Below are 26,487 nucleotides of genomic sequence, written 5' to 3'. Positions count from 1 at the left end.
GTACGGGGCGGGAGACGGCCCGGGGTCGCCCGGACGGGTGATCCACTTGCCGCGCCGGGGTGGCGGGTGTGCCCTGGAGGCTGGAAGAGAGGAGCCCGCCATGGCACACGCGGCCCCCACCGCGCCCCGGCGGCACCACCGCCGGACGGCGTCGGCACACGCACACGACATCCGCAGGAACGCCCTGATCCGCGCGCTGCTGCTCGGCCTCGTCTACGGGGTCTGGGCGGCGTTCATGCAGCGCCAGATGGGACCGGTCGACGCGGGCAACGTCTTCTACGGGATCCTGTGCGGCGCGATCTTCGCAGGCATCATGTTCGCGCTCTCCCAGGTGGGCCCGAGGCTCCAGCGGGAGGTGCACGCAGCCGCGTACGGGGTCTTCATCGGGATCGCCGTCGGTTACCTGCACAGCCTCACCAACCAGTCCGTGCTCCGCTCCGTCGTCGTCGGGCTGTTCACGGGCATCGGCATCGGAGTGATCGCCTTCTACCGGTACTACACGCGGGAGGACTGACCCCCCGCGTGCGGTACCGGGCCCTGGCGCCGGGCGGTTATGCGGCCGGGTCGGCGGTGTGCCGCTGCGGTTCACCGCCGGCACCGGCCGTGGCCTCGGCGGCTCCGGGAGCCGGGGTGGCCTCAGGGGTGCTCGCGGGGGCGGGGACCGGCGGCACGGGCCGGTCCTCGCGGGCCGCGGGGGAGAAGCGGACGGCCTCCGCGCGGATGAGGGCGTTCAGGGCGGCGTACGGGTCGATGGGCATGACGGAACCTCACGGTGGTCCAGGGGTGTGCGGGGGGAGTTCTGCCGCTCGGCCCCCTCAGCAGCGCAGGACCACACTCCGGACCGTCCGCGGGGTCAGGGCCGCGGTGGCGGGCCCGCCCGGGGCCACACGGGTGGACTCGCCCGCGTGTTTCACGTGAAACGTCCCCCGCGGCAGCCCGCGCGGACCCGGCGCCGCACGCAGCACCGTCCGTACGTCCGCCCGCGCATCGGGATCCGCAGCCGGATCCGATTCCCCCTCGGCGGGGTCGGCCGGGGCGGAGGACGCGGGACGGGGATCGGCGCCGCCGGCGGTGGCGGCAGCCGCCGCACTGGCCCCGAACAGGCACAGCAGGGCCACACAGGCCACCGTCAGGGCCCGCGCCAGCACCGACCGCGCGTACCGCGCACCGCTCATGGGAGCTTCCCTGCCCCGCCGCCCGCGCCGACTTGCCGGCCGCGCCCGAGAAGCCCCCGAGCGGGGGACGAGAACACCCCCCCTCGGCTGACGGCGGGACGGCCGCACCGTGCTCAGCCGGTGTGCAGCGGCCCGGTCAGCCGCGCGAGGACGGAGGTCTCCCCGCTGACCAGCCGCAGCCGGGCCCGCCCGCCCCGCTCGGGCGCAGTGGCCCCGTACGGGGAGACCCGCTCGACGGTGAACACGGCCGTACGGTGGTCCGCGCGCGGGATCTCGATGGTGCGGCCGCGCCGCAGCTCGGAGAGCGGCAGCCCACGGCCGGTGACCACGGCGGTCCCGGCCGACCCGGGGGCCGGACCGGCGGGGTCCCAGCGGGCGGTGTCCTCCCCGCTCTGCTCCCCCTCCACGAGCGGGAGGTCCACCTCCAGGCTCGGGATCCGCAGCCGCAGCGGGCGCGAGGCACGCAGCGGTCCGGCGGCTCCGGTCCGGCTGCGTCGGCCCGGGCTGCGGGGGTGGGCGTGGGTGCCGGAGTGCTCCAGCTCCCGTACGAGGCGACGGTGACCGGACAGGCCCAGCGCCCGGGAGGGCAGCGCGTCCGTGATGCCCGAGACGGCCGGCTCCGCACCCTCTCCCCCGCGCAACAGGGCGATGCCGGTACAGAGCAGGGTGACCGTCAGCGCGGCGGCCGCCCATCGGGCGCGGGACATGGCATTCCTCCTGGGAGCCGGCTCGGGCGGCCGGTTCCTGGGAGCGTGGCCCACTCCGGGGGGCGTGGCACCTCCACCACATCGGTGAGTTGACGGAGTGTCACTGGTGTGGCGGGGTCCTCGGGGGGAGTCTTCGCAGCTCGGGGTGGGCGCCGGGGGCGGGCGGTGAAGGCGGGGGCTCATGCCCCCGAACGGGTGAGGCGGTGTTCCCCCGTTGAGGTGGTGCCCCCCTTCGAGGCGGTGCTCCCCTTACGGGAGCGGCTCGGCCGGCCAGTTCAGGAGGCGGGCCCCCAGGGTGGCCGTCTGGAGGGTGTAGCGGTGGACCGGGTCGCCGGGGTCGTGGGCCGTCAGGCTGTGGATGCGTTCCAGGCGGTACGTCAGCGCCCGCACGCTCAGGTCCAGCCGGCGCGCCGCCTCCGCCGACACGCACCCGGCGTCGAAGTAGGCGGTCAGCGTCTCCAGCAGCGGGCCCGCCCCGCCGCGCCCGGCCCGCAGCGGACCGAGGACGCTCAGCACCAGATCGGCCAGGGCGGCCCGGTCCCGGGTCAGCACGGGGAAGACCAGCAGATCGGCGGCGCGCACCAGCGGCCCCTCGAAGCCGAGCCGGTCCGCGAGGTCCAGGGCGCCCAGGGCCTCCTCGTACGAGGCGGCCACCCCGCCCACACCGGGATGCGGCCGCCCGGCCGCGACGAGCCCGCCCGGGCCGGAGCCCGCACGCACCCCGCGCGCGAACCGGGCCGGCAGCTCCTCACCGTCCCCGGAGACGTCCCCCGAGACGTGCCCCGAGACGTCCCCCGAGGTGCCCGCCGGGACCACGCACACCAGCCGGCCCTCCTTGGCGGCGAGCAGCACCGCCCCCTCCACCGCCCCCTCCAGCACCCGCTCCACCCGCCGCACCCCGGGGCTCCCGTCCACGAAGGGCGTGGCCGCGCGGGCCACGGCCACCGCGTACGCCGGGGCCGGGCGGAGCCCGAAGGCTTCGGCGCGCCCGGCGAGGCGCCCCGGGTCGCCCCGGCCCAGCAGGAGGTCGTCGAGGAACTCCCGGCGGGCCGCCTCCTCCTGGCGCACCGCCTGCCGCCGGGCCCGCTCGTAGCCCTCGGCGAAGGCGTCCACGGCCTGCTCGGCGGCGGTCATCAGGGGGTCGGGGGCGGTCCGTCCGTCCAGTGCGGCGCGGGTGGCCGCCAGGTGGGCGCCGACCAGGCCGGGCAGGGCGTACCCGGCCTCGGCGGCCCGCTCGCCGAGGTCGCGGCGGGCGTCGAGCTCCTCGGGCGCGGGGTGGCGGCCGGTGGCCGTGACCTCCCGGAGCATGCGTACGTACCCGGCCAGGTACTCCTCGGGTATGTCCCGCCCTGCCGCCGTCACACCGGTCCCCGTTCCGCTCGAAAAGCCCCATTCTTCCTCCCCGGACGGGCAGTTCGCCGCCGGGGCGGAAGCGGGGGCGGGTTCAGAGGACCACGAAAGCCACCGCCGCCGCCCCCATGAGGGCGGCGGCGAGGTGCATCGCGGGGTGTCCGTAGTCGCCGTACCAGAGCTGGCGGCCCAGTCCGCCGAGGGCGGCCAGGGCGGTGATGACGCAGACCTGGGCGAAGAGGGGTACGTCGGTGAACGGGGCCAGGCTCAGCAGCGCCGAGTTCAGCCAGAAGGGTGCGGCGCCGGTCCAGCCCCGCCATTCCCTTATCGCGGCCTGCATGTCCCGGCTCCCACCCTCCGCATGCGGCACGTCCGCAACGGGAGTGCCGACTTCAACTGGTCGGCTGTACAGCCTCCTTGGGGGCGGCGGCCGGGGCAATAGCGCGTTCGGCTAGAAAACCGAAGGCCAGGCCGAAAGTGGTCCACACCGTCGCCTGGATGGCCAGCGAGGCGAGGCGGAACTTCCAGATCAGCGCCGCCGGGAAGTCCTCCGGCACCTCGTTGATCCCCGGCAGCAGCGCGTAGGCGAGCCCGACGGCCACCACGAAGGCGAGCACGGCCACGACCGAGGCGTTCCAGTTTCCCAGGCGCGGCGCGAGCCGGCGGCCCAGGATCAGCGCGCCCGAGGCCAGCAGCACGCTCAGCGCGATCATCAGCAGGTAGAGGGTGGTCCGCCGGACGACCGTGCCGGGGTCGCCCACGGCAGGGGGATTGGCGGGGTACTTGAGGAAGGGCACCAGCGCGACGGTGACGAACAGCCCGCCGCTGACCAGAGCCGCCGTGGCCCGCGGGCCGAAGCGGCCGATACGGCCGAGGGCGAAGCAGAACACGAGCGCGGCGATACCGCCGAGCGCGAGCCCGTAGAGCAGGGTGCCGGTGCCCAGGCCGGCGGTCGCCTGGAGGGCCCGGCTGACCGGGGCGGCCTCGGCGTGCTGGTGCGCGGCCTCGCCGGCCTCCTCGATGGCGATCGCCGCGTCCACCTCGGACTCGCCCAGCAGATAGGCGACGAGGAAGGCGGCGACGCCGGCGAGCAGGCCGGCCAGCATGCCCCGGACCAGCAGGACCCGGGGCGAGACGGTGTTCACGTAGGAGCTCCTCGCGTGATCAGCGGGGGATCAGCGGGAGGTCAGTGGCAGGGGAAGCCGAGCAGGTGGCGGCCGTCGTGCATCCACTCGTGGACGTTCTCGCCCTGGAAGATCGCGGCGGCACCCTGCTCGACGCCGACGAGGTAGAGCAGGAAGAGGGTCACGACGGCGGCGAAGGCGGCCCAGGGGGCCAGCGCGGAGAGCGAGATGGGGGCTACGGCGACAGGGGCCGAAGCGGGCACGGCGGAGTGGGCCATGGCAAACCTCCAGGGGAACACGCGTCCCGGTCAGTGGTGCTCTCGTCGAAGGCGGGCGGGTCTGACTTCCCTCCCCCGTCGCCGCGGGAGGATTCACAGTGGCGCGACCGTGCCGGATTCTCACCGGTACTTCCGTCATACCTTCTACATGTCGTCCGTGACGGTAGCGCGGTCCCGGCCGGAACACCACGGCGTGTGGCCGCCGTCTCACGCCCCGGGCACGCGCTTTACGCTCTTTTTATGCCCCCCACGCCCCCGCCGCGTCCGACGCCTCCCTCGCCCCCGGTGCGCCTGCACCTGACCACGCCCCCGCTGGACGAAGCCGCCCGCCAGGGCCGCTTCGGGCACCCCCTGCCCTGCCCCGGGCACCCGGGCCTGGCCGCGCCGGACCTCGGGGCGTGGGCGGGCCGCACCCTGGACGAGGTGGCCGCCGAGGACCCGGAGGCGGTCCGGCGCTGGCTCACCGACCCGGGGTTCGCCCCGCCCGGCGGCGGGGAGCCGCTGGCCGCGCTGATCACCCGTACCGGGGAGCACCTGGCCGCACTGGCGCCCGGGCGGCACCACGCGGTGGTCGCGCAGGCCGTCGTACGGGCGGCGGTGGTGGCGGCCCTGGAGCTGCCCGCCGCGGCCTTCTGGCGGCTCGACGTACGCCCGGACACCGAGACCGTCCTCAGCGGCCGGTCGGGCCGCTGGAACCTGCACCTCGGGCAGCCCCGCACCGGGCCCTGACCAGCGGCGTTACGCCACGATCCAGTCGGAGGTGGCGATCACCGGCTGGACACCCTCACGGTGGACGGTGCCTTCGATCAGGCCGTACATCCGGTCCGCCGCGAAGTAGACCTCGTTGTCGTTCTTGAGGCCGAAGGGCTCCAGATCGACGAGGAAGTGGTGCTTGTTGGGCAGGTTGAGGCGTACCTCGTTGACCTTGGGGCAGTTGTCGAGCACCCGCTCGGCCATCTGGTTCAGGGTCTGCTGGAGCGAGTAGGAGTACGTCTCCGCGAAGGCTTCGAGCAGGTGCTTGCGGACCTTCTTGTACGACCGGTCCCAGTCGTGCCCGGCGTCGTCGGCGGCCAGCGCCGAGTGCGCCCAGCGGGCGGTGACCTTGGTGGCCAGGATGCGGTCGTACGCCTCCTTCAAGGTCGTGTACCCGTCCTTGATGAACCCGTGGAACTCGGAGTTGGTCGAGTTCATCACGGTCAGTTCCTTCAGCCCCGAGATGACCTGGAGGCCGGTGGTCTCGCTGTAGGTGACCTGCGCGGTGCGCACCTCCTGGCCCTTGCGGACGAAGGAGTGCTGTTCCTTGCGCGTCGGGACGGGGATCCGCTCCCAGACGTACTCCTCGATGCGGATCTGCGCCTCGCGGATCGGCTCCTGGGAGGAGACGAAGTGCTTGGCGAGCAGGATGCCGAACGCCTCGGGGGAGGCGATTCCGTGTTCCTTGCCGAAGGCGTACACCGTGTTCTTGGTGGTGTCGGTGGGCAGGCAGTTGGCGTTGTCACCGGTGAGGTGGACGTCGCGGAAATCGCCGCGCAGCGCGACCGAGACGTTCAGGTCGCGGATCTCGGCCCACGAGCCGTCGCTGCCCTTGCGGCTCACCACGACGATGCGGTTCTCGGCCTTGCCGTACTGGTTCTGGCCCAGGACGTGCTTGCTCATGCTGTCTTCCTTCGGGTACTCGGGAACACGGAGTCCGTTGGTCTGGATCCCGTACGCCCGGCGTCCAGCGCCCGCCCCCCGAGGAGGACGTCCCGCTCCCCGCCGTTCGGCCCCGCAGGGGCCGCCCCGGGACTGACGTGCATCCCGGTCCGTAGGTGCTGAGTCGTACTGAAGTACTGGAGTGCTGATGACTGGAGTACTGACGGGATTGCACCACGTAAGCGGGGGGCTGACCACCGTACGGAACCTCCGAACACCGGCGGCGGAGGATTGGGCGACCCCACAAGGGGGACGGGCGGCGGGCGGCTCAGGCCATCTGCGCGTCCGTGACGGCGAGGGCCTCGTCGAGGACCGCCAGCCCCTTCGCCACGTCCTCGGCCGCGATGTTGCAGGGCGGCGCGACGTGGATCCGGTTCCCGGCGAGGAGGGGCCACAGGCCGCCCTTCTTCAGGGCCGCGCCGAAGGCCGCCATGGGGGCGTTGTCGGCGCCGGAGGCGTTGTACGGGACGAGCGGCTCGCGGGTGTCCGCGTCCCGTACGAGTTCCAGGGCCCAGAAGGTGCCCAGACCCCGGACCTCGCCCACGGACGGGTGCCTCTCGGCGAGGGCGCGCAGGCCCGGCCCCAGCAGTTCGGCGCCGGTGCGGGCCGACTGCTCGACGATGCCCTCCTCCTCCATCACGTTGATCGTGGCGACGGCGGCGCCGCAGGCCAGCACGTGCCCGGAGTAGGTCAGCCCGCCCGGGTAGGGGCGGCGGGCGAAGGTCCGCGCGATCGCGCCGGAGACCGCGACACCGCCGAGCGGGACGTATCCGCTGGTGACGCCCTTGGCGAAGCAGAGGAGGTCCGGGGTGACCTCCCAGTGGTCGGCGGCGAACCAGCGGCCGGTGCGGCCGAAGCCGACCATGACCTCGTCCAGGATGAAGACGATGCCGTAGCGGTCGCAGATCTCGCGGACGCCCGCCAGGTAGCCGGCCGGGGGCACGAGCACGCCGGGGGCGCCGCCGACCGTTTCCAGGATGATCGCCGCGACGGACTGCGGGCCTTCGAAGACGACCGTGTCCTCCAGGTGGCGCAGGGCGCGCTCGCACTCCTGCGCCTCGGAGCCGGAGTAGAAGGGCGAGCGGTAGGGGAACGGGCCCCAGAAGTGCACGACCCCGGCGGTGGCGCTGTCGTTGCCGAAGCGGCGGGCGTCGCCGGTGAGGTTGATCGCGGCGGAGGTGGCGCCGTGGTAGGAGCGGTACGCGGACATCACCTTGGGCCGGCCGGTGTGCAGCCGGGCCATGCGGACGGCGTTCTCCACGGCCTCGGCGCCCGCGTTGGTGAAGAAGATCTTGTCGAGGTCGCCGGGGGTGCGCTCGGCGATCAGGCGGGCCGCCTCGGAGCGGACGTCCACGGCGAAGCCGGGCGCGACGGTACAGAGCCGGGCGGCCTGCTCCGCGACGGCGGCGGCCACCTTGGGGTGCTGGTAGCCGATGTTGGTGTAGACGAGCGCGCTGGAGAAGTCGAGATAGCGGTTGCCCTCGTAGTCCCAGAAGTACGAGCCCTCGGCCCCCGCGACGGCGAGCGGGTCGATGAGCTCCTGGGCCGACCAGGAATGGAAGACGTGCTTCCGGTCGGCGTCTTTCACGGTCTTCAGGGTGCGGAGGGCGTCGGCATCTGCGTTCATACAACGAGCGTAGTTGTCCGGGATGTGGACACGGGGGCGCCCGGGAGCCGTGGGGGCGCATGGGCGGGCGCCGGGGCGCACGGGCGGAGGTGGGGGCTCGGGTGGCGGGCGGTGGCGCTGCGTGACCGGCCCCGGCTCCGGTGGGGCTCCAGGACGGCTGAGGGGCGGCTGTGGCGGTCCGGTGGCCTCGGCCGTGGGATTTGTCCCCCCTGGACGAGGGTAGGTGCGGCGCCGAGGGGACGGGTGAGGCCGAGACGGGAGTGCGCCGGTGGCGGAACAGACGCGAAGGCTCGTCCTGGGCGGCGCCACGGCAGGCGTGGTCACACGGTGCCGTGACTTCACGCGCCGGGCCCTGGCCGACTGGAGCTGGGCGCCGGGGACCGAGGCCGAGGAGGACGTCCTCCTGCTCGTCTCGGAGCTCGTCACCAACGCCTGCCTGCACGCGGGGGGCCCGCGGGAGCTGGTCCTGCGCTACGGGCCGGAAGACCGGCTGAGGGTCGAGGTGACCGATGGCAGCCCCGACCTGCCGCGCCCCCGCCCCGCACACGACCCGGCCCGTCCCGGAGGCCACGGCCTGGTCCTCCTGGACCACCTGGCCCGCGCCTGGGGCTGCGCCCTCCTGGCGGACGGCCGCCCGGGAAAGACGGTCTGGCTGGAGCTCCCGGCGTCCCTGCCGGAGCCGGAGCTCCCGACGCCCCTCCCGGAGCCGTAGGGGCCGCCCGGAGGCGCCCCCTGGCGGTCGGCGGCTGTCAGACCCACTCGCGCTGGGCAGCGCGCAGGCCCGCCTCGAAGCGGCTGCCCGCGCCGAGACGTTTCATCAGCTCCGCCATCATCCGCCGGACCGTCCGCAGCGACAGGCCGAGCTGGCGGCCGGCGGCCTCGTCGGTGAGCCCGCTGCCCAGGAGGCGCAGCAGCTCCTTCTCCTGCCGGGTCAGACCCCGCTCGTCGCGGTCCTGTCGGGTGCCCAGCGGGACGGCCGACTCCCAGATCTGGTCGAACAGTCCGGACAGCCCCACGACCACGCCCGGCTCGGTCAACTGGACCGCTCCCTTGCGGGTGTTCTCCGGGTCGGCCGGGACGATGACCGTCTTCCGGTCGAAGATCAGCATCCGCACCGGCAGCGAGGGCACGGTGCGCACCTCGCCCCCGAGGTCGGTCAGCCACTCCGCGTACTCGGTGGTCACCGAGTCGTTGCGGACGCTGTCCAGGTAGACCGTCCGCATCCGGACACCGCGGGCGATGGTCTCGCGGTCGAGCGGCTTGCTGGCCTCGAGGCTGGCTCGAGACTGCGCTCCGCCGGGATTGAAGGTGAGGCATTCGGAGGTAGCCTCGGTGGCGAGCTCCTTGATCCGGTTCTGCACCGAGTCCAGGCCGAGGAACTGCTGGGCTACGCGCTGGCTCTGGCCGGTGTAGAGCTCGCTGTAGGTGCTGACGAGCTTGGCCATGTCGGCCTCGCAGCGGGCGACCGCCTCCTGCCTGCTCTCCAGCTCCCGCTTGTGTTCGTTGAGCAGTTCCCGCAGACCCAACGCCGGGTCGGCGGGCTGTAGTTCGTCATTGACAGCGGATCGGTGCAACAACCGCAGATCGGTCAGCTTCTCCAGTGACTCCCGCACGTCGGCGGGCGTCAGATGGAGTCGGCGTGCGATCTCCGTAACCCCCCATGCGTGGTTCGCCAGCATGAGTCCGTACACGTCCGCTGTTTGTGCGTCCAGTCCCAGTAGTTCCAGCATTGTCGTTCCTCTTCGGTCCCCCGCCGCTCACTCTTCACTGAGCCGCGCCGATGCGGTCAACATATGAGACGCCGCAGGTGGATGGCTACTTCCCCGCGGCTCTGTTGCGAGGTTGGCACCGACCTGCCACGGGGTCCTTCCTGCCAGCCGATCCACTTCCACTTGAGGCCGGCCGTAAAGCAAGCTGGATGCAGAAGGAAGGAGCGGCCCGGCGCCGAAGGCCCGGACGGCTCCCGCTTTACGAACGCTTTTCCAGGGGGAAAAACCATGCCGCAGTTCCGTCGTATCGCCGGTGTCGCTTCCGTTGCCGCTCTCGCCGCGGGCCTGTTCCTTTCCGGAACGGTCCACGTGCCCGGCCGGGGCGGGGAAATCCACGTCGCCGCCGCCGAGAGCGGGAACCTCAACTGGGACATCGTCGCCCCCGACGCGGACGGTCCGCTGGAGGCGTCCCTCGCCACCTCGTACAACCTGAACTGGGACTAGTCGACTCGCATGCTCATGACCGCGGTTTCCCTGCGCGCCCCGGCCACTTCGACGGGCGGCCCGCCGGATCCGCTGCTTCTCGCCTCGTTGTTGAGGTCCGTGGCCACCCCCGCGGACGGTCTGGAACACGTGGCGGTCCGCCCTCGCGACGGGCACGTCGAGCTCGTCCTGTTCCAGACCGTCTCCGACGGAACGGAACCACCGGCTTCCGGCGGCAGTATTTGCCGCCGGGCACTGGAGATAACCCAACAGCTCAGTGGCTGGACCGTGGAAACCGAACGGTAGGACACGGCCCCACGGTTCATCCAGAGGATTCACCATGGCTATCAGCGTCATTGTCGGCGGCAGCCGGATTCTCTTTCTGGAGGCCCTCGTCGAGGCCCTCAGATCGGCCGGCGGCATAGAGGTCGTCGCCGCGGAAACCGATCCGCAGCACGTCCTGTCCCTTGTGCACCGGCATTCACCCGATGTCGTCCTGCTGGAAGACACCCCGGTGGGCGATGACGTCCTTCGCCTCGCCTCAGCCGTACGGGCCCGGGTTCCCTCGTGCGGGATCGTGCTGATGATGGCCGGAAATCGCCCTGCGGCGGTGGGGCGCGCGATGGCGGCCGGAGTGCACGGCATCGTCCCCACCGATACGGGCCTGCCCCGGCTCATCGCCACCCTCAAGGGGGTGGCGGCGGGCTGCGTGACGATGGCCCCGTCCCTCGCGGGCAGCGCCATGGGGCTCGGCCTGCCGGGCACCGGCCCGGCGACGAAGCTCAGCACCCGGGAGTCCCAGGTGCTGCGCCTCACGGCCGGCGGCGCCACCGTCAAGGAGATCGCGGCCGAGCTCTACCTGGCGGCGGGAACCGTACGCAACGTCACCTCGGCCTCCATCAAGAAGCTCGGCGGCCGCAACCGCTTCGACGCGGCCCGGATCGCCGTCGAGCAGGGCTGGATCTGAGGCGGCGCCGCCAGGGCCGGCCGGCCGGGGTTCAGCCCCTGCGGCCGGCCCTCAGCCCGGTGAGCGCGGTGCCGCCCCACAGGACGGCCGCGCAGCCGAGTCCGGGCACGTACCGCCACGCCTGGACATCGGCTCCCAGCACCAGTACGGCCAGGGCGGCGAGGCCGACCGTCGCCAGCATCGCGCCGCCGAGCCAGCGCAGCATCGGCGCGCGCAGGGTCTTGGCCAGCGGGAAGAAGTGCGCGCCCACCACCAGCGCCGACCAGCTGAGCATCAGCTCGGGGCGGTCCAGGGAGGTGCGGATGTAGTTGTTGCCCGCGCCGAGGACGGCGACCTCGATCAGCAGCACCGTCAGGAACTTCGGGCCCCCGCCGCCCGCGGCCGGGGGTGTGCCCTTCACGTGCTCGGGGGTGCGCCGGGCCAGGAGGAAGAGACGGACGACCGTGGCGGCGCTCGCGGCGAACAGCAGCGCGCCGGCCGCGAGGACGAACGGACGGGCGGCCCCGTGGACGACGGCCTGTCCCAGGGCGAACCACATCACGCCGAAACCGGTGCCGATCAGCGATGCCCGGCCCCCGTTCCTGAGCTGGTCCCGTCGGGTCCGTATGACGGGTCGGGCGGCGGTCTTCTCCACGGGTGTTGCCTCCTGAGTGCGTGGGTTCTACATCTTCGCGCAGCGGGTGTACCGGCCCTTCCGCGGAGACCGGTCGCGGCGGTCTACCGGAAGAATCCGGCCAGTTCGGCCTTCAGGATCTTCCCTGTGGGCCCTACGGGGAAGGCGTCGGTGAACACGATCCGGCGCGGGTGCTTGTAACGGGCCAGCCGTTCCCCGCTCCAGAGGGTGATCTCCTGCGCCAGGCGTGGGTCCGGCCGTACGCCCGGCACGGTCCGCAGCACCGCGCCGACCTCCTCGCCGAGCCGTGCGTGGGGGACGCCGACCACCGCGGCCTGCGCCACCGCCGGGTGGCCGAGGAGGACCTCCTCCACCTCGCGGGGGTAGACGTTGTAGCCCCCGCGGATGACCACGTCCTTCTTGCGGTCCAGGACGCGCAGGTAGCCGTCCTCCTCCCGGACCCCGATGTCCCCGGTCCGCAGCCAGCCGTCGACCAGCACCTCGGCGGTGGCCTCCGGGCGGCCCAGGTAGCCGGCCATCAGCCCGTGCCCCCGTACGACGATCTCCCCGCGCTCCCCGGCGGGCAGCAGCCGGATCCGCCGTGCCCCGTCCGGGTCGGCGACGGCGACCTCGACTCCGGGGACGGGCAGGCCGACCGTCCCGGGGCGGCGCTCGGTTCCCGGCTGGTTGTAACTGACGCTGGGGGAGGTCTCGGTGAGCCCGTAGCCCTCGTAGACGGGGGCGCCCAGCACCTCCTCGACCCTGCGCAGCACCGCGGGGGGCAGCGAGGAGCCGCCCGAGTAGGCGCGCTTGAGCGGGGGCCGGCGGGGGTCGCGTTCGGCCGCGTCGAGCAGGGCCAGGTACATCGTGGGAACGCCCATGACGACCGTGCAGCCGTGGCCGGTCATCAGCTCCAGGGCGCGCGTGCCGCAGAAGCGGGGCATCAGGACCAGGGTGGCGCCGGCGTGGAAGCAGACGCCCATGCCGCAGATCTGGCCGAAAGTGTGGGACAGGGGGAGCGTGCCGAGCAGGACGTCGTCCCCGTCGAAGGCGAAGGGGGTGCGGGCGGTGGTGGTGATGTTCATCAGCACGTTGTGGTGCGTGAGCATCACGCCCTTGGGGGCGCCGGTGGTGCCGGAGGTGTAGAGGACGACCGCGATGTCCCCGGGGGCGCGAGGGAGGAGGCCGTCGAGGGGGCGGGCGCGCGCCGCCTCCTCGTCGAGCCGGGGGAGTCCGCCGTCCCCGTCACCGCAGTCACCGTCACGGCCGTCCGCGTGCGTGTCCCGTACGCAGAGCAGCGCCGCCCCCGCCGCCCGGGCGACGGGCGCCGCCTCGGGCAGCAGGGAGGCGGCGCAGATCAGCGCCGCCGCGCCCGAGTCCCGCAGGACGTGGGCGATCTCGGGGCCCCGGGACTGCTCGTGGACCGGCACGGCGGTGCAGCCCAGCGCGAGGACCCCGTAGTAGGCCATCGGGAACGCCGGGGTGTTGGGCAGCAGCAGGGCCACCTTGTCCCCGGCGCCCAGGCCCCGGGCGCGCAGCGCGGCCGCGTACCGCAGGGCGCCGTCCCAGAGCTCCGCGTAGGAGTAGGAGCGGCCTTCGAAGACCAGCGCGGGATGCGCGGGCCTGCGGGCGGCCGACTCCGCCAGGACGGACGCCACCGAGGACGCCACCGAGGACGCCACGGCCGAAGCCGCAGTCGAAGCCGTGGACGTCGCCACCGGTGCGGCCGGCGAGGGCGCCGAGCTCATGCGGTGGTCCGGGGCAGGCCGAGTTCCAGCCAGACCGAGTCGAGCGCCTCGACGAACTTCTCCACCTCGGCCGGCTCGGGCAGCGCCCCCGGGGCGATGCGCAGGATCTCCTCGCCCGTCTTCACGCTCGGCGCGTTGATGGACTGCACGTAGATCCGGTACCGCTCCAGCAGCAGCGCCGAGGCCCGCTTGCAGGCGGTGTCCTCGCCGATCAGCACGGACACGATGTGCGACTCGTCCGACAGGAACGGGATGCCCCGTTCCCGCAGCAGCCCGTGCAGCAGGCGGGCGTTGCGGTGCAGTGCGGTCCGCTCGGCTTCCGAGCCCGCCAGGTGGCGTACGGCGGCCAGCGCGCCCGCCGCGACCGCCGGGGGGAGGGAGGTGGTGAAGACGAACGGGCGCGACAGGGTGCGTACGGCGTCGATCAGCGCGGCGGGGCCCGCGATGTAGCCGCCGGCGGTGCCGAAGCCCTTGCCGAGCGTGCCCATCACCACGTCGATCTCGTCGGCCAGGCCCTCGCGGGCCGCGATGCCGGCGCCGCGCGGTCCGTACATGCCGACCGCGTGGACCTCGTCGAGGAAGATCGTCGCCCCGTGGCGGCGGGCGATCTCGGTGACCTCGCGGATCGGCGCGACGTCCCCGGACATGGAGTACACCGACTCCAGCACGATCAGCTTCGGCCGCTCCGGGGCCTCGGCGGCGATCAGCTCCTCCAGGTGCGCGGTGTCGTTGTGGCGGAAGATGCGCTTGGCGGCGCCGCTGTGCCGCAGCCCGTCGATGATCGAGGCGTGGTTCAGCTCGTCCGAGAAGACCACGCAGTCCGGGACCGCCCCGGCGATCACCGTGAGGGCGCCGTCGTTGGCGGTGTAGCCGGAGGTGAACAGCAGCGCCGCCTCCTTGCCGTGCAGCGCGGCGAGTTCGGCCTCCAGCTGGACGTGGACGTGGTTGGTGCCGCCGATGTTGCGGGAGCCGCCGGAGCCGGCGCCGAAGCGCTCGACCGCGTCCCGCATGGCGGCCATGACCTGCGGCTGCTGGCCCATGCCGAGGTAGTCGTTGCTGCACCAGACGCTGATCTCGGCGGTGGCGTCGGCCGGGTCGGTGGAGGTGGAGGCGCTGGGGAAGCGGCCGGCCCGGCGGCCGAGCTCCAGGAACTCCCGCTTGCCGTCCGCGATGGCGGCGGCGGCGCGGTCCGTGAAGAACGACAGGTGGGCCTGGGGGGTCGCGGTGGGGGCCGGGGTCGTGGCAGTCGTCACGTTGTCAGCTCGCTTTCTTCGTCAGTTCGAGGCCGCGCCGGAGACCGCCGCGCCCGCGAGGCGCCTGTGGTCGGGCTTTCCGGATTCGGTCAGGGGGAGTTCGGGCCACCGCACGATGTGCGCGGGGGCGTGGGCGGCGCAGAGGGCGGCGGCGACGTGCCGGCGCAGTTCCTCCGGCTCGCAGGGGACGCGCAGCACCACGGCGGCGTGCACGGCCTCGCCGGTGTCGGCGTCGGGCATCCCGAACACCGCGCAGTCGGCGACGGCGGAGTGGGTGAGCAGGGCGCGTTCGACCTCGGCGGGCCGGACCTTGACCCCGGCCGCCTTGATCACCCGTCCGACGCGGTCGACCAGGTGGAGGTAGCCGTACGCGTCGAGTCGCCCGAGGTCGCCGGTCCGCAGCCAGCCGTCCGGCAGCAGGGCGGCGGCGCTCTCGGCGGGCAGGCCCTGGTAGCCGGCCATCGCGTGCGGGGAGCGGACCTGGACCTCGCCGCGGTCGCCCCGGGGGACCTCGCGGCCGGTGGCGGGGTCGCAGAGGCGGAGCTCCACCCCGGGGAAGGGGCGGCCCACGCTGGGCAGCAGCTCGGGCTCGAAGTGGTCGAGCTGGTCCAGGAGGGTGATCCGGCCCGCCTCGGTGGAGCCGTAGCACTGCACGAGGCGCGGGCCGAAGACCCGTACGGCCTCGGCCAGCCGGGCCGGGGAGGCCACGCAGCCGCTGTAGATCAGCTGGCGCAGCGCGGACAGGTCGGTGGCAGACGTGTCCGGATGGTCCAGCAGCCGGTACAGCTGCGGGACGGTCAGGTAGACGCGGGTGATCCGTTCGGCGGCCAGGGCGCGGAGCACCTCGGCGGCCTCGAAGCGGTCGTGGACGACGAGACAGCCGCCGGAGGCGAGGACCACGTCGGCCATGACGGCGACGGTGTGGCTGGTCGGGGTGACGATCAGCATCCGCTCGGGCGCGCGCCCCGCGAGGGCGGCGGCGTCGCCGAGCACGAGCCGGTTCCAGGCGGCGAAGGACTGCCGTACGCCCTTGGGACGGCCGCTGCTGCCGCTGGTGTACGTCACCACGGCGCAGTCGGGTTCCCGCGGTGCGGGGGCGGAGCCGGCCATGGGCCCGGTATCGGCGGTGTCGAGCACCGCGACGGCTGGCGGCCGCGGGAGCAGACGGGCCAGTTCGGCGCCGCGTGCGGCGTGGGCCGGGTCCGTCACGAGGACGCCGACCCCGCATTCCGCGAGGAGCGCGGCCTGTTCGGCGGCCGGCAGGGGCAGGTCCGAGCCGGGGTTCACCGACCGTACGTACATCACCCCGGCGCCCAGCAGATGGGCCGCGTGCCGTGCGGTGAAGGTCAGCGGGTGGTTGGCCCCGGTGAGGATCCCCACCATGGAGCCCGGCCCGGCGCCCGCCGCGCGGAGCGCGTCATGGGCCCGGTGGACGGAGCGGACGAGCGCGGCCCCGTCGAGGGTGCCGTCCCGGCCCTGGATTCGGGCCCGCCGAGGGGCCTGGGCGAGTACGCCGAGGATCCGGGAGACGTAGTGCCCCTGGTCCCCCCGCGGCGCCTGCTCAGTGGATGGTCCGGTCACGCCGTCAATTCCGTTCCCTGTGAGGCCGAGTCCCTCGCATGGTCGGCCGTGGGAAGGAGCCCGGACAAGGTTTTCCGCACGAGCGCTGACACGGGTCACGTGAGGTCGTGACATTTGTCATCCGGGGCGCCCGCAAAAACATCAGGGGAAGCGTGCGTGCGTACGTGTGAAGGGCCGGCGTGACGAATGTAACGGGGCCCCATTACCTGTGTCAGGGGAAGTCCTGGAACCCTTCCGCAACCCGATCCGGCCGGGCAGTGTTCTTCTCGTCAGGCCAACCGGCCCGACAGAGAGAAAACCTGAAAGGGAATTCACATGGACAAGAACCTGGGCACCGAGGACTTCGCTTCCTTCGAGCTGGAGGAGATCGAGGTCCTCGATGTCGCCGACGGTGCGGCCCTCCCCGAGGTCGGCGCCTCCAGCGGTGACTGGCTGTGCTGCTCCTCGTCGTCCTCCTCGTCCTGCTGCTGAGCTGACGAAGGCGGTACGCCGCAGGCAGGTCCGAGCAAGGCGCCCCGCCCACCGTCGAGAGACGGCGGGCGGGCGCCTGCCCCGCCGTATCCGTGGAAGCAAGGGAAAAGAAAGGAAATTCGCATGGACCATCTGACCGCCGAGGATTTCGCTTCCTTCGAGCTGGAGGACCTGGAGATTCTCGACGTCGTCGACGGCGTCGCCCTCCCCGAGATGGGCGCCTCCAACCTGGGCAGCTGGCTCTGCTGCTCTTCGTCGTCCGGTTCGTCCTGCTGCTGACGCCGGAAACGAGTACGAGAGGTGACACACATGGAAGGCGCCCCGGACGAGCGCACGATCGGTATGCGCTTTCATGCGCAATCACCGATCGAACCCGCATGGATCTCGCAGGTACTGGTACCGGTGGTGCGGTCCCTGCGCATCGAGCACCACGCCACCGTGGCCTATCTGGCCCGGGGCTGGAAGCACGGCCCGCACGTCGAGCTCATCGCCCGTGGCCCGGACGGCATCCCGTGGCAGGACATCGCCGGCTCCATCGACTGGCGGACGCAGGAACTCCCCGAGCCCATCACCGGGGAGCAGTACCTCGCCCAGGCCCGTGAACTGGGCCGGCTGGAACGCGTGGAGCCCCCCTACCTGCCGCTGCGCCCGCGCGGCACCGTCGAGTTCTTCGACCGGCACTCCGGCATCACCTGGCCCGACGGCCTCGAAGCCCCCCGCGACCTCGCCCTGACCCGGATGTTCACCCCGCTGGCCCGGCTGATGGAGCTCGCGGCCCGCCGCGGCGCCGGCGTTCCCGTCATGGCCCTCGCCGAAGCCTTCACCGCGCTGTGCACGGCCCACCCCGGCGGCCCCGCCTACGGGGTGTTCTCGCTGCGCTCGCACGCCGAGGCGTTCCTGCACTGGGCCGGCTCCGTCAAGGACCCGCGCCCCTCCTTCGCCCGCAGGCTCCAGACCGACGGGCCCGCGCTGCGCGCCGTCGTCGAGCGGGCCCGGGACGGCGCCGAGAGCTCCGAAGCCGCCGAGTTCCGTGCGGCGTTCGCCTACGGCATGGGGGTCTTCGACACCGCGGCAGCCCGCGGCGACCTCAGTGCCGAGCTGCTGGACGGGCTCGCCCCCGTGACGGACCGCGCGTCCACCGCCCCGCCCGGACACCGGGGACCGGTCGGCGAGGGCCGCAGCGAGTTCCACGCCACCATCGCCGAGAGCCGGGTCGCGGACCGGACGCCGTCCTGGTTCGCCTCGTACCGGCTCCTCATCAACCTGTTCTACAGCCGGCTCCCCCTGCTCGGCGTGACACCCATCCAGCGCTACTACCTGTGCTTCGCCATCGCCGAGACCGTCGACGCGGTGTACGGGGAGGACTGGCGCGAGCGGCTGCGGCGCGCAGCGGAGAGGAAGGCGGCGTGAGCTCGCTCAGCTGGCCCGGCACCGAGACGGACGCTTCCACGGGCACGGAGGACCTCGCCATCCGGACCTCCGGCCTGCACAAGGCGTACGGGGCCCATGTCGCCGTCGCCTCCGTGGACCTGGAGGTCCGCCGGGGCGAGGTGTTCGGCGTGCTCGGCCCCAACGGCGCCGGCAAGACGACCACCATCGAGATCCTGGAGGGCTTCCGGCACCGCTCCGGAGGCTCCGTCACCGTCCTCGGCGAGGACCCCGGCCAGGCGGGGCGTGCCTGGCGCAACCGCATCGGCATCGTCCAGCAGAGCGGCACCGACCACGAGGGCTGGCGGGTCGGCGAACTCGTCGAGCAGATCGGCCTGTGCTACTCCGACCCGCTCCCCGTCCGGGACGCGCTGGAGCTGGTGGACCTCGCCGACCGGCCCCGGGCCCTGCTCGGCTCCCTCTCCGGCGGTCAGCGCCGCCGCCTGGACCTGGCGCTGGCGGTCGTGGGCCGCCCCGAGCTGCTGTTCCTCGACGAGCCGACCACCGGCCTCGACCCGCAGGCTCGCCGCGACTGCTGGGCCATGATCGAGCGGCTCCGCGACGAGGGCACCACGGTGCTGCTCACCACCCACTACCTGGACGAGGCCGAACGGCTCGCCGACCGCGTGGCGGTCCTCGCCGGCGGACGCGTACGGGAGGTCGCGCCGCCCGCCGAACTCGGCGGCGGCGACGCCGGCACCGAGGTGTCCTGGCGCGAGGACGGCCGCACCCGCACCGTCACCACCGCCGAGGTCGGACCCGTCCTGGAGGACCTGCGCGCCCGGCTGGGCACGGACGTCCCCGGGCTGGAGATCCGCCGCCCCTCCCTGGAGAGCCGCTACCTGCGGCTGATCGAGGACGCCGGACGCGACCGCGCCGGCGAGGACACGCACGAAAGGAGCAGGACCCGATGACGCCCACCCCGACCCTCCAGGCCACCGCTCCCGCCCCCGTTCCCGTGAAGGCCCCGGGCCTGATCGGCGCGGTGGCCGCCCGCGGCCCGCTGCCGGGGGTGCTGCGCACCGGCCTGCTGCGCGCCCGCGCCGAACTGCGGGTCTTCTTCCGCAACCGCACCGCCGTGGCCATGAACATGGCGCTGCCGGTGGTGCTGATGCTGCTCTTCGGCTCGATCTTCACGATGAAGGCCGGGGAGCACACCGTCCCCATGCACGACGTGGTCGTCGCCGGTGTCCTCGCCTCGGGCGTGATGTCCGCCGCGTTCGGCGTCCTCGCCACCGGTATCGCCCTGGAGAGCGGCGACGGCTCGCTGAAGCGGCTGCGCGGCACCCCGTTCGCGACGGGCGGCTACTTCCTCGCCAAGACCGTCCTGGTGCTGGTCCTGGCCCTGCTCCAGTCCGTCGCCGTACTGGCGCTGGCCGTGGCCGTGTTCGACTTCCCGCTGCCCACCACCGCGGGCCGCTGGGCCACTCTGGCCTGGGTGTTCCTGCTCGGCTCCGCCGCCACCGCCCTGCTGGGCATCGCGGTCGGCTCGCTGATCACCGACCGGCGGACCATCACCGCCGCCGTGCAGTTCCCGTTCGTGCTGCTCCAGTTCGTCTCCGGGGTCTACTACTCCTTCTCCGGCCTGCCCGACACCGTGCAGCGCGTCGGCGCGGTCTTCCCGCTGAAGTGGATGGCCCAGGGCATGCGGGCGGCGCTGCTGCCCGAGGACATGGCCGCGCTGGAGCCGGCGCACAGCTGGGAACTCGGCCGGGTCGCGCTGGTGCTGGGCGCCTGGATCGCCGGCGGCCTGCTGCTGTGCGTCGCGGCCCGCACGCACCGCATCCGGAAGGACTTCCGGTGACCCTCACAGAAACCCGCCCGGCACCCGCCGCGGAGGCCACCGCCGGGGCGGACACCCCGGTGAGCGCCTCCGCCGGGACGCCGGCATCCGCTACGGAGGCCACCGCCGGGGCGGACACCCCGGTGAGCGCCTCCGCCGATGCCCCGGGGCGGTCCCCGGCGGAGCGGACCGAGCCCGTCTGGATGCTGCGGGTCAACCCCCTGCGGCGCAGCCGGCTGGCCGACCGGGCTCTTGCCGGGGTGCTCGACGAGCTGGCCCGGGTCGAGGCCGAGCTGGCCGTCCGGGCCGGCGCCTGTACCGACGCCCTGTACGAGCGGATCGGCGCGGCCCCCGCCGACGAGCGGGCCGCGCTGGTCGCCGTACGCCGGGCCGTGCACAACGACCGGGTCCCGGCCACCCTGCCGGACCCGGCCCCGGCCGAGTTCCGGGCCTGGCTGGAGCTGCGGATCCTGCGCGACGGCCTCCTCGCCGAGGCGGCCGACACGCACCCCGGTGCCCTGGCCCGCGAGCGCGGCACCCTCTCCGGACTCCTCGGGGACGAGGACCTGCTGCGCTCGCTGGCGCTGCTGGCCCCCGAGGTGCACCGGGCGGCCGTCGGCTACCGCGAGGGCACCCTGTCCCGGGCCGCCAAGTCCGAGCGCGGGCTGCTCCAGTACGTGACCCGGGCCATGATGCGCACCAGCCCACTCGCCCGCTTCACCGCGGTCGGGCTGGCCGTCCCCTCGCCCGGCGGCGCCCGCCCCGACGAGGTGGCCTTCACCGGGGCCCGCTCCTTCCCGCACCTGGACCAGGCGATGCTCGGCTACGTCGCCCGCACCGCCGACCCCGCGCTCCCGCCGGGCCCCGGCACGTGGGTCCGCCAGTCGCCCAGCCTCTCCCCGGGCCCGGGCCCGGACCGGATCTCCTTCGTGAAGGCCGGCCAGGACAGCGGCGACGGCAGCCGGCTGCTGTCGGCCACCCTCACCGAACCCCTGCGCCGGCTGCTGGCCGCCACCGACATGGGCCCCCGCACCGTCGGCGCGATCGCCGCAGACCTCGCCCGCGCCCTCGGGACCACCCCGGAGCGGGCCACCGGCATCGTCCTGGGCTCCCTGGACGCCGGGCTGCTGTGCACCACCGACGGCCCGGAGGACTGCGCCGCCGACCCCCTCGCCGGCTCCGGCCGCCACGAGGCGCTGCGCACCGCCCTGGCCGGGCTCGCCGACGCCGGACACGCCGAACGCGCCGAAGCCCTGCGCGGCATCGGCACCCTCACCAAGGCACTGACCGAGGAGGCCCGCCGCCCGGCCGTCCTGCTCGTCTCCGAGAACTACCTGCTGCCCCCGGCCGAGGTCGACACCCGCGCCCTGGACCGGCAGCTGCGCGACCTCGCGCACGCCATGGAGTTCCTCTCCGCCTTCGACCGGCTCCACGACATCCGCGCCGTGCTCACGGAGGTGTTCGTCGAGCTCCACGGCCGCGGCGCCGCCGTCAGCCTCACCGACCACGCCCGCCACCTGGTGCGTGCGGTCAACGAGCGGGTGGTGGCGGGCAGCCCCGCCCTCGCCCCGCTGCGCACGCTGCGCACCCGGCTGCTCGGCGAACTCCGCGCGGACCTCGCCGCCCGCACGGGCGACACCGAGGTGGTCTGGGACCCCGCCTGGCTGGCGGAGCTGGCCGCGCCGCTGCCCGACCGGTTCCGCCGGGACGCCGTCGCCTACAGCGTCCTGGTCCAGCCGGCCGGCGACCGGCTGGTCGTCAACGACTCCTACCCCGGCCACGGCATGCTCTACGGCCGCTTCCTCGGCCATGACGCCGAGCTCGGCGGGCAGGCCCTGCACCGGCTGCGCCGCCGCCTGGAGGAGCGCCACGCCGGCCACGGCACGGGCACGGTCCTCGCGGAGGACCGCGGCCTGCACGGGATCAGCGTCAACGCGCACGCGCCCGTCCTCGACCGGCGGCTGCACGCCGACGACTGGTACGGGCTGCGGCTCGTCCACGACCCGGACCTCGACCGGCTGTACGTCGAGGACGCTGACGGCCGCCCGCTGCACCTCGTCACCCTCGGCACCGGCCACCCCGAGCTGCTGCCGCCGCCGCTGCGCCTGGCCAACTGGCTGGTCATGGGCGGCCGGCTGCTGCCCGACCTGGGGATGCCGGGCGGTCTCGGCGGTCCCGGCCCCGGCGGGGTGCCGACCGAGCCGTTCACCCCCCGGCTGCTCGCCGGGTCCGTCGTCCTCCAGCGCCGCCGCTGGTACCCGGGTGAGGACTTCGAGCAGGCCGTCCGGCAGGGGCCCGGCGAGGCCGACCGGCTGCTGGCGCTGACCCGCTGGCGGGCCCGCCACGGGGTACCGGCCGAGGTCGTCCTCAAGCCGGCCCCCGCCGCGGGCGCCGGCTCCGGAGGCGCCGCCAAGCAGCGCAAACCGCAGTACGTCGACCTCGGCAGCGCGCTGATGGGCCGTGTGCTGCCGCGCTTCCTCGACCGTGACGGCAGCGGCTTCGTGGAAGAGGCACTGCCCGCGGCGGGCGCGTCACCGCACGCCTACGAGTGGGCGGTCGAGATCAGCAGGCCGTCCGGCGGACGGTTCACCTACACCCGGCCCGGCGACGGGCCCACCGACGACAAGGACCAGGGAGAGCGATCATGCGGATGAGGCTGCGCCCCGCCCTGCACTACGCACCGGTGCGGGACGGCGTCTACTTCGGGGCCGAGGGCACCTCGTTCGTGGTGCGGGGACCGGCGGCGCTGTTCCGGGTGGCCGACGTGTGCGTGCCGCTGCTGGAGGACGGCGCGGACGAGGACTCCCTCGTCGCCGCCCTCGGCAACGAGGCCGCCCGGCCGGTGGTGGCCACGCTGCTGAACACCTTCAGCCGGCAGGGCCTCCTCCTCGACCTGGACTCCCTCAGCGTCCCCGAGCCGGACGCGGCGACCCGCGAGCGGTACCGCGACGTCCTCGCGGACCTGGAGACCCTGCACGAGGACCCGTACGCGGCCTTCGCCCGCCTGCGCACCGCCACGGTGCTCCTGGCCGGCCCGTCCACCGCGCTCCTCCCGGCCGCCCGCGGCCTGGCCAGGACCGGCCTCGGCCGCCTGCTGCTGTCCGTCCCGGCCGAGGAGGCGGCCACCGCCACCGCCGCTGCGGTACGGCTGGGCGCCGAGGTGCTGGCGCGGGGAGCGGAGCCGGCGTGGGCCGTGGACCTCGCAGAGGAGGCCGAGGGGACCGGCGCCCGTGCGGTGCGGCCCGGCGGCCGGGGCGTCGCCGCTGTGCCGGCCGACGTCGCGATCGTCTGCGCCCCGGGCGAGGTGCTCGGTGCGGAGCTGGCCCGGGTGGCCGCGCTGCTGCCGCCGGGCTGCCCCGTCGTGCCGGTCCGGCTGGACGGCCGCTTCCACCTGGTCGGCCCGGAGGTGTCCGGAGCCCCCGCCCGCCTGGAGGCGGTGGCCGCCCGCGTGGGCCACTGGGTCCGCACCCCCGACGCCGCTCCGCTGGGCGCCGCCGCCGGCGCCCTGGCCGGTGCCCTCGCGGGCCGGCTGGCCTACCGCGTCCTGACCGGCACGATGGGAACCCCCGGCGAGAGCGCGTACGTCATCCACGGCCCCACCCTGAACACCACCCCGATCACCCTGCCGTCGGCCACCCCGGGTGCCCCCGGTGCGGTGCCCGCCCCGGGCGCTGCGGCTGCCGAAACCGCCCCGGCGGCCGGCCTGGACGAGGCCGTCGCCCGGGTGCAGGAGGTCGCGGCGCAGTGGACCGGGCCCTTCGCGCTGGTCGCCCCCGAGAACCTGCCGCAGCTGCCGCTCGGCATCGCCGAGGCCGAGCACCGGGACGGGACCGCCGGTTCCGTCGCCGCCTGGGGCGCCAACCAGCGTGCCTCCTCGGTGGCCGCCGCCCTCGCCGCCCTGCGCGCCCAGCAGCACCCCGGCCCGGAGGCCGTCGCCGCCGCCGGTACCACCGAGGCGGCCTGGCTGCTCGACGGCGCCCTGCGGCTGCTCGCCGGTCAGGCAGAACCCGCCGAGGAAACAACGGAGTTCGCGGACCTCGACACGGCCGCCCAGGTGCTCTGGCGCACCCTGGAGGACCACGAGTTCCTCACCGTCGGGCTGAGCCTGCTCCGGGTGCCGGGCGTGGACTGGCCGCTGGCCGTGGTCCGCGACCGCGTCACGGCTGAGGAGGTCGCCTCCGCCTGGGGCCCGGACCGGTCCGACGCCGTCGTCGCCGCCCTCAGCACCGCGCTGACCCGGGTCCAGACCCGGCGCATCCGTGGGCGCGAGCTCGTCACCGCCGGTCCGGACACCACCGCGCTGCTGCACGCCGACCCCGCCGCGCTGAGCGCGCTGGCGGCCCAGACCCGGCTGTGGCTCACCCCCGCCGGGATCCGTGCCGCCGACCCGGTGGCGGGCGAAACCCCGCTGTGGTTCGGCACGGTGACGGCCCGTCCGGCCACGGACCGCGTCGTCGCGGAAGCCCTCCCGAAGGAGGCCCTGGCATGACCACCGCCACCGCCCTCACGGCTCCGGCCGACCCCACGAGCACCCACGCCCTGGCAGGCGGCGCCTCGGACCCGGCGGCTGTTTCACGTGAAACATCGTCTCCGGCCGGCCCGTTCGACGCGTCGGCCGCGCTCCCCGACCTGGCCGGGCTGCTCGGCGCCTATGCCCGGGCAGCGGGGCTGGAGGCCGGGGCGGTCACCCTCCACACCGGGTGGGACCTCGACCACGAGCGGGCCCTGTACCAGCGGGCCGACGAGGAGGGGCGGGCGTACCTGTCCGTCCGGGTGGCCGGCGACGAGGTCCAGGCCGGGCCCCTCTGGGTGCCCGGCACCGACTCCGGGTGCCCCGGCTGCGCCGAGACGCGGGCCCGCATCGCCGTCGACCACCCGCTGGCCGACCGGATCGAGCAGCCCCTGCGGGGCGCCCGCCCCCCGGGGCCCTTCCTCGCCGAAGCCCTCGCGGCCGCCCTGGACGCCCTCACCGCGGGCCCCCTCGCCCCCGGCGAGCTCCTCGCGGTCGGCGGTGCCGGGATCGCCCGCCACCGCATCGTCCGCACCTTCAACTGCGCCGTCTGCGCCGAGCCCGCGCCCGTCCCCGACCCCTCGGCCCGCCCGCCCCGGCTGGTCCTCGACGACCCCGCCGCCTCCCCCGACGACCCCGTGCGCGGCACTGGCGGTGACGCCCTGCTCGCCCCGGGCGCGCTGCGCCGCCGCCTGGTCGACCCGCGCTTCGGGCCGGTCCTCCAGGTCATGCGCGACCTCGACGCCCCCTACGCGATGAGCAACGCCGTCCTGCCCGAGTCGCCCGCGCACGGCTACGGCCGGGCGCTGACCTTCGAGCGCGCCGAGTCCGTCGCGGTCCTGGAGGCGTACGAGCGCATGGGCAGCTTCCCGCACCACGGGCAGGTCCTCACCGGCCTGTCCTACCGGGACGTCGCCGACCGCGCCATCGACCCGGCCGGCCTGGGCACGTACACCGAGGAGCAGCTCGCCCACCCCCTCTCCCGGGTCATCCCGAGCACCCCCGACACCCCCATGGACTGGGTGTGGGGCCACGACCTCGCCACCGGCGAACCGACGCTCGTCCCGGCCGAGATCGGCTTCTACCGCTACGAGTACCTCCACCGCCACGACCGCCACGGCGCTCGCCGCGACCAGCACGCCGACCGCCGCCGCAGCCACTTCCCGGACTCCTCCAGCGGCTGCGCCCTCGGCTCCGGGCTCACCGAGGCGGCCCTGCACTCCCTGCTCGAACTCGCCGAGCGCGACGCGTTCCTGCTCTCCTGGCACCGCGCCCGGCCGCTGCCCGCCATCGACCCGGCGAGCCTCGCGGACCCGGTCTCGCGCCGGCTCCTCGACACCATCGACATCCACGGATACGACGCCCACCTGCTGGTCGCCACCCAGGACATCGACATCCCCCTGGTGTGGGCGATGGCCGTCAACCGCACCGGCGGCCACCCCGCCAGCTGGTCCGCCGCCGGCTCCGGCGCCGACCCGGAGTCGGCGGTACGGGCCGCGCTGTGGGAGCTCACCCAGATGTGCACCCGGCCCCCGGCCGACCCCGAGGCGGGCGCGGCGATGGTCGCCGACCCCTGGCAGGTGGACCTGCTGGAGGACCACGTCGACCTGTACAACCGGCCCGAGACCCTGCCCCGGGTCACCGCCGTCCTCGGCGGCCCCCGGGTCACCCTCCAGGAGGCGTTCCCCGAGTGGCCGGACCGGCTGCTGCGGGCCGCCGGCGGCACGGTTCGGGGCGCGCTGGACTTCGTACGGGCCCGCTTCGCGGACGCCGGACTGGACCGGATCGTGCTGGTCGACCAGTCCACCCGCGACCACGCCGACCTCGGCCTGGCCGTGGCCAAGGCGGTCGTCCCCGGGATCCTCCCGATGTGCTTCGGCCACGCCCAGCAGCGCCTCGCCGGCCTGCCCCGGCTGGCCGCCGCCCTGCGCGGCACCCCGCAGGAGCACCGCAACGCCCCGTACGACCCCCATCCCTTCCCCTGA

Annotated in this window: 27 protein-coding genes; 13 read left to right on the top strand and 14 right to left on the bottom strand. The window is 74.3% G+C overall.

Annotated elements, in window-relative coordinates; genetic code table 11:
- Positions 1-100 precede the first annotated feature (100 nt).
- Positions 101-514 (top strand): hypothetical protein, encoded by a 414-nt coding sequence (locus ABZ716_RS19630; RefSeq protein ID WP_358809625.1) that lies wholly within the window; start codon positions 101-103, stop codon positions 512-514.
- 37 nt (positions 515-551) lie between these two features.
- Here the strand turns inward: ABZ716_RS19630 and ABZ716_RS19625 are convergent, their stop codons facing one another.
- The 7 genes from ABZ716_RS19625 to ABZ716_RS19595 form a co-directional block, all read right to left on the bottom strand.
- Positions 552-758: a hypothetical protein gene (locus ABZ716_RS19625; RefSeq protein WP_358960370.1), complete on the bottom strand. Its 207-nt coding sequence runs from the start codon at positions 756-758 to the stop codon at positions 552-554.
- Between the two features lie 57 nt (positions 759-815).
- A complete protein-coding gene (locus ABZ716_RS19620) occupies positions 816-1,175 on the bottom strand; it encodes a hypothetical protein (RefSeq protein ID WP_358960367.1) in 360 nt (119 codons plus the stop codon).
- A gap of 113 nt (positions 1,176-1,288) precedes the next feature.
- Complete coding sequence (locus tag ABZ716_RS19615) at positions 1,289-1,882, bottom strand: class F sortase (RefSeq protein ID WP_358960365.1); 594 nt, start codon at positions 1,880-1,882, stop codon at positions 1,289-1,291.
- A gap of 249 nt (positions 1,883-2,131) precedes the next feature.
- On the bottom strand, positions 2,132-3,190 hold the full coding sequence (locus ABZ716_RS19610) for a helix-turn-helix domain-containing protein (protein ID WP_358960467.1): 1,059 nt from the start codon (positions 3,188-3,190) through the stop codon (positions 2,132-2,134).
- Positions 3,191-3,326: 136 nt separating this feature from the next.
- The gene (locus ABZ716_RS19605) at positions 3,327-3,572 is read right to left on the bottom strand and encodes a hypothetical protein (RefSeq protein WP_358809621.1); all 246 of its coding nucleotides are present in this window, start codon (positions 3,570-3,572) and stop codon (positions 3,327-3,329) included.
- Between the two features lie 52 nt (positions 3,573-3,624).
- Complete coding sequence (locus ABZ716_RS19600) at positions 3,625-4,377, bottom strand: CbtA family protein (RefSeq protein WP_358960362.1); 753 nt, start codon at positions 4,375-4,377, stop codon at positions 3,625-3,627.
- A 41-nt stretch (positions 4,378-4,418) separates the two neighbouring features.
- The gene (locus ABZ716_RS19595) at positions 4,419-4,634 is read right to left on the bottom strand and encodes a CbtB-domain containing protein (RefSeq protein WP_344159961.1); all 216 of its coding nucleotides are present in this window, start codon (positions 4,632-4,634) and stop codon (positions 4,419-4,421) included.
- A gap of 240 nt (positions 4,635-4,874) precedes the next feature.
- Between ABZ716_RS19595 and ABZ716_RS19590 the strand changes: the two genes are divergently transcribed.
- Positions 4,875-5,363, top strand: a complete 489-nt coding sequence (locus ABZ716_RS19590; RefSeq protein ID WP_358960360.1) for a histidine phosphatase family protein — start codon at positions 4,875-4,877, stop codon at positions 5,361-5,363.
- Between the two features lie 9 nt (positions 5,364-5,372).
- On the opposite strand, the gene pucL is transcribed toward ABZ716_RS19590, so the two are convergent.
- Positions 5,373-6,290, bottom strand: a complete 918-nt coding sequence (pucL, locus tag ABZ716_RS19585; RefSeq protein WP_358960357.1) for a factor-independent urate hydroxylase — start codon at positions 6,288-6,290, stop codon at positions 5,373-5,375.
- A gap of 307 nt (positions 6,291-6,597) precedes the next feature.
- On the bottom strand, positions 6,598-7,956 hold the full coding sequence (locus ABZ716_RS19580; RefSeq protein ID WP_358960355.1) for an aspartate aminotransferase family protein: 1,359 nt from the start codon (positions 7,954-7,956) through the stop codon (positions 6,598-6,600).
- Positions 7,957-8,224: 268 nt separating this feature from the next.
- Between ABZ716_RS19580 and ABZ716_RS19575 the strand changes: the two genes are divergently transcribed.
- On the top strand, positions 8,225-8,668 hold the full coding sequence (locus ABZ716_RS19575) for an ATP-binding protein (RefSeq protein WP_358809616.1): 444 nt from the start codon (positions 8,225-8,227) through the stop codon (positions 8,666-8,668).
- Between the two features lie 37 nt (positions 8,669-8,705).
- Here ABZ716_RS19575 and ABZ716_RS19570 read toward each other — a convergent pair whose 3' ends face one another.
- Positions 8,706-9,569 carry a helix-turn-helix transcriptional regulator gene (locus ABZ716_RS19570; protein WP_358960352.1) on the bottom strand — a complete coding sequence of 288 codons (864 nt, stop codon included), beginning with the start codon at positions 9,567-9,569 and terminating at the stop codon, positions 8,706-8,708.
- Positions 9,570-9,953: 384 nt separating this feature from the next.
- Here ABZ716_RS19570 and ABZ716_RS19565 point away from each other — a divergent pair, with 384 nt between their 5' ends.
- Both ABZ716_RS19565 and ABZ716_RS19560 read left to right on the top strand, forming a co-directional pair.
- Positions 9,954-10,169: a hypothetical protein gene (locus ABZ716_RS19565; protein WP_358809615.1), complete on the top strand. Its 216-nt coding sequence runs from the start codon at positions 9,954-9,956 to the stop codon at positions 10,167-10,169.
- A 319-nt stretch (positions 10,170-10,488) separates the two neighbouring features.
- Positions 10,489-11,115 (top strand): response regulator transcription factor, encoded by a 627-nt coding sequence (locus ABZ716_RS19560; protein ID WP_358809614.1) that lies wholly within the window; start codon positions 10,489-10,491, stop codon positions 11,113-11,115.
- 31 nt (positions 11,116-11,146) lie between these two features.
- Here ABZ716_RS19560 and ABZ716_RS19555 read toward each other — a convergent pair whose 3' ends face one another.
- The 4 genes from ABZ716_RS19555 to ABZ716_RS19540 all read right to left on the bottom strand — a co-directional run bounded on the left by ABZ716_RS19555 (position 11,147) and on the right by ABZ716_RS19540 (position 16,310).
- A complete protein-coding gene (locus tag ABZ716_RS19555; RefSeq protein WP_358809613.1) occupies positions 11,147-11,749 on the bottom strand; it encodes a hypothetical protein in 603 nt (200 codons plus the stop codon).
- Positions 11,750-11,832: 83 nt separating this feature from the next.
- Entirely contained in the window at positions 11,833-13,398 is a 1,566-nt protein-coding gene (locus ABZ716_RS19550) for an AMP-binding protein (protein WP_358960465.1), read from the bottom strand.
- A gap of 74 nt (positions 13,399-13,472) precedes the next feature.
- Entirely contained in the window at positions 13,473-14,681 is a 1,209-nt protein-coding gene (gene hemA, locus ABZ716_RS19545) for a 5-aminolevulinate synthase (RefSeq protein ID WP_358960463.1), read from the bottom strand.
- Positions 14,682-14,750: 69 nt separating this feature from the next.
- Positions 14,751-16,310, bottom strand: coding sequence for an AMP-binding protein (locus ABZ716_RS19540; RefSeq protein ID WP_358960349.1), 1,560 nt, complete (start codon positions 16,308-16,310; stop codon positions 14,751-14,753).
- Between the two features lie 315 nt (positions 16,311-16,625).
- Here ABZ716_RS19540 and ABZ716_RS19535 point away from each other — a divergent pair, with 315 nt between their 5' ends.
- The 8 genes from ABZ716_RS19535 (at position 16,626) to ABZ716_RS19500 (ending at position 26,487) form a co-directional block, all read left to right on the top strand.
- The gene (locus tag ABZ716_RS19535; RefSeq protein ID WP_351877899.1) at positions 16,626-16,781 is read left to right on the top strand and encodes a thiazolylpeptide-type bacteriocin; all 156 of its coding nucleotides are present in this window, start codon (positions 16,626-16,628) and stop codon (positions 16,779-16,781) included.
- A gap of 123 nt (positions 16,782-16,904) precedes the next feature.
- Positions 16,905-17,060 carry a thiazolylpeptide-type bacteriocin gene (locus ABZ716_RS19530; RefSeq protein WP_351877901.1) on the top strand — a complete coding sequence of 52 codons (156 nt, stop codon included), beginning with the start codon at positions 16,905-16,907 and terminating at the stop codon, positions 17,058-17,060.
- Positions 17,061-17,090: 30 nt separating this feature from the next.
- Positions 17,091-18,191 carry a hypothetical protein gene (locus tag ABZ716_RS19525; RefSeq protein ID WP_358960346.1) on the top strand — a complete coding sequence of 367 codons (1,101 nt, stop codon included), beginning with the start codon at positions 17,091-17,093 and terminating at the stop codon, positions 18,189-18,191.
- The gene (locus tag ABZ716_RS19520; protein WP_358809610.1) at positions 18,188-19,123 is read left to right on the top strand and encodes an ABC transporter ATP-binding protein; all 936 of its coding nucleotides are present in this window, start codon (positions 18,188-18,190) and stop codon (positions 19,121-19,123) included. Before ABZ716_RS19525 ends, ABZ716_RS19520 begins: the two co-directional genes overlap by 4 nt.
- Positions 19,120-20,013 (top strand): ABC transporter permease, encoded by an 894-nt coding sequence (locus ABZ716_RS19515; protein WP_355966724.1) that lies wholly within the window; start codon positions 19,120-19,122, stop codon positions 20,011-20,013. The genes ABZ716_RS19520 and ABZ716_RS19515 overlap by 4 nt, the downstream gene beginning before the upstream one ends.
- Entirely contained in the window at positions 20,010-22,646 is a 2,637-nt protein-coding gene (locus tag ABZ716_RS19510; RefSeq protein ID WP_358960343.1) for a hypothetical protein, read from the top strand. The genes ABZ716_RS19515 and ABZ716_RS19510 overlap by 4 nt, the downstream gene beginning before the upstream one ends.
- Positions 22,637-24,481, top strand: a complete 1,845-nt coding sequence (locus ABZ716_RS19505) for a hypothetical protein (protein ID WP_358960340.1) — start codon at positions 22,637-22,639, stop codon at positions 24,479-24,481. The genes ABZ716_RS19510 and ABZ716_RS19505 overlap by 10 nt, the downstream gene beginning before the upstream one ends.
- The gene (locus ABZ716_RS19500) at positions 24,478-26,487 is read left to right on the top strand and encodes a TOMM precursor leader peptide-binding protein (RefSeq protein WP_358960338.1); all 2,010 of its coding nucleotides are present in this window, start codon (positions 24,478-24,480) and stop codon (positions 26,485-26,487) included. The genes ABZ716_RS19505 and ABZ716_RS19500 overlap by 4 nt, the downstream gene beginning before the upstream one ends.

This window comes from Streptomyces sp. NPDC006687 (genome assembly GCF_040636215.1).
Classification (GTDB): domain Bacteria; phylum Actinomycetota; class Actinomycetes; order Streptomycetales; family Streptomycetaceae; genus Streptomyces.
The sequence above is the reverse complement of the archived record's forward strand: the minus strand, read 5'-3'. Positions and strand labels throughout refer to the sequence as shown.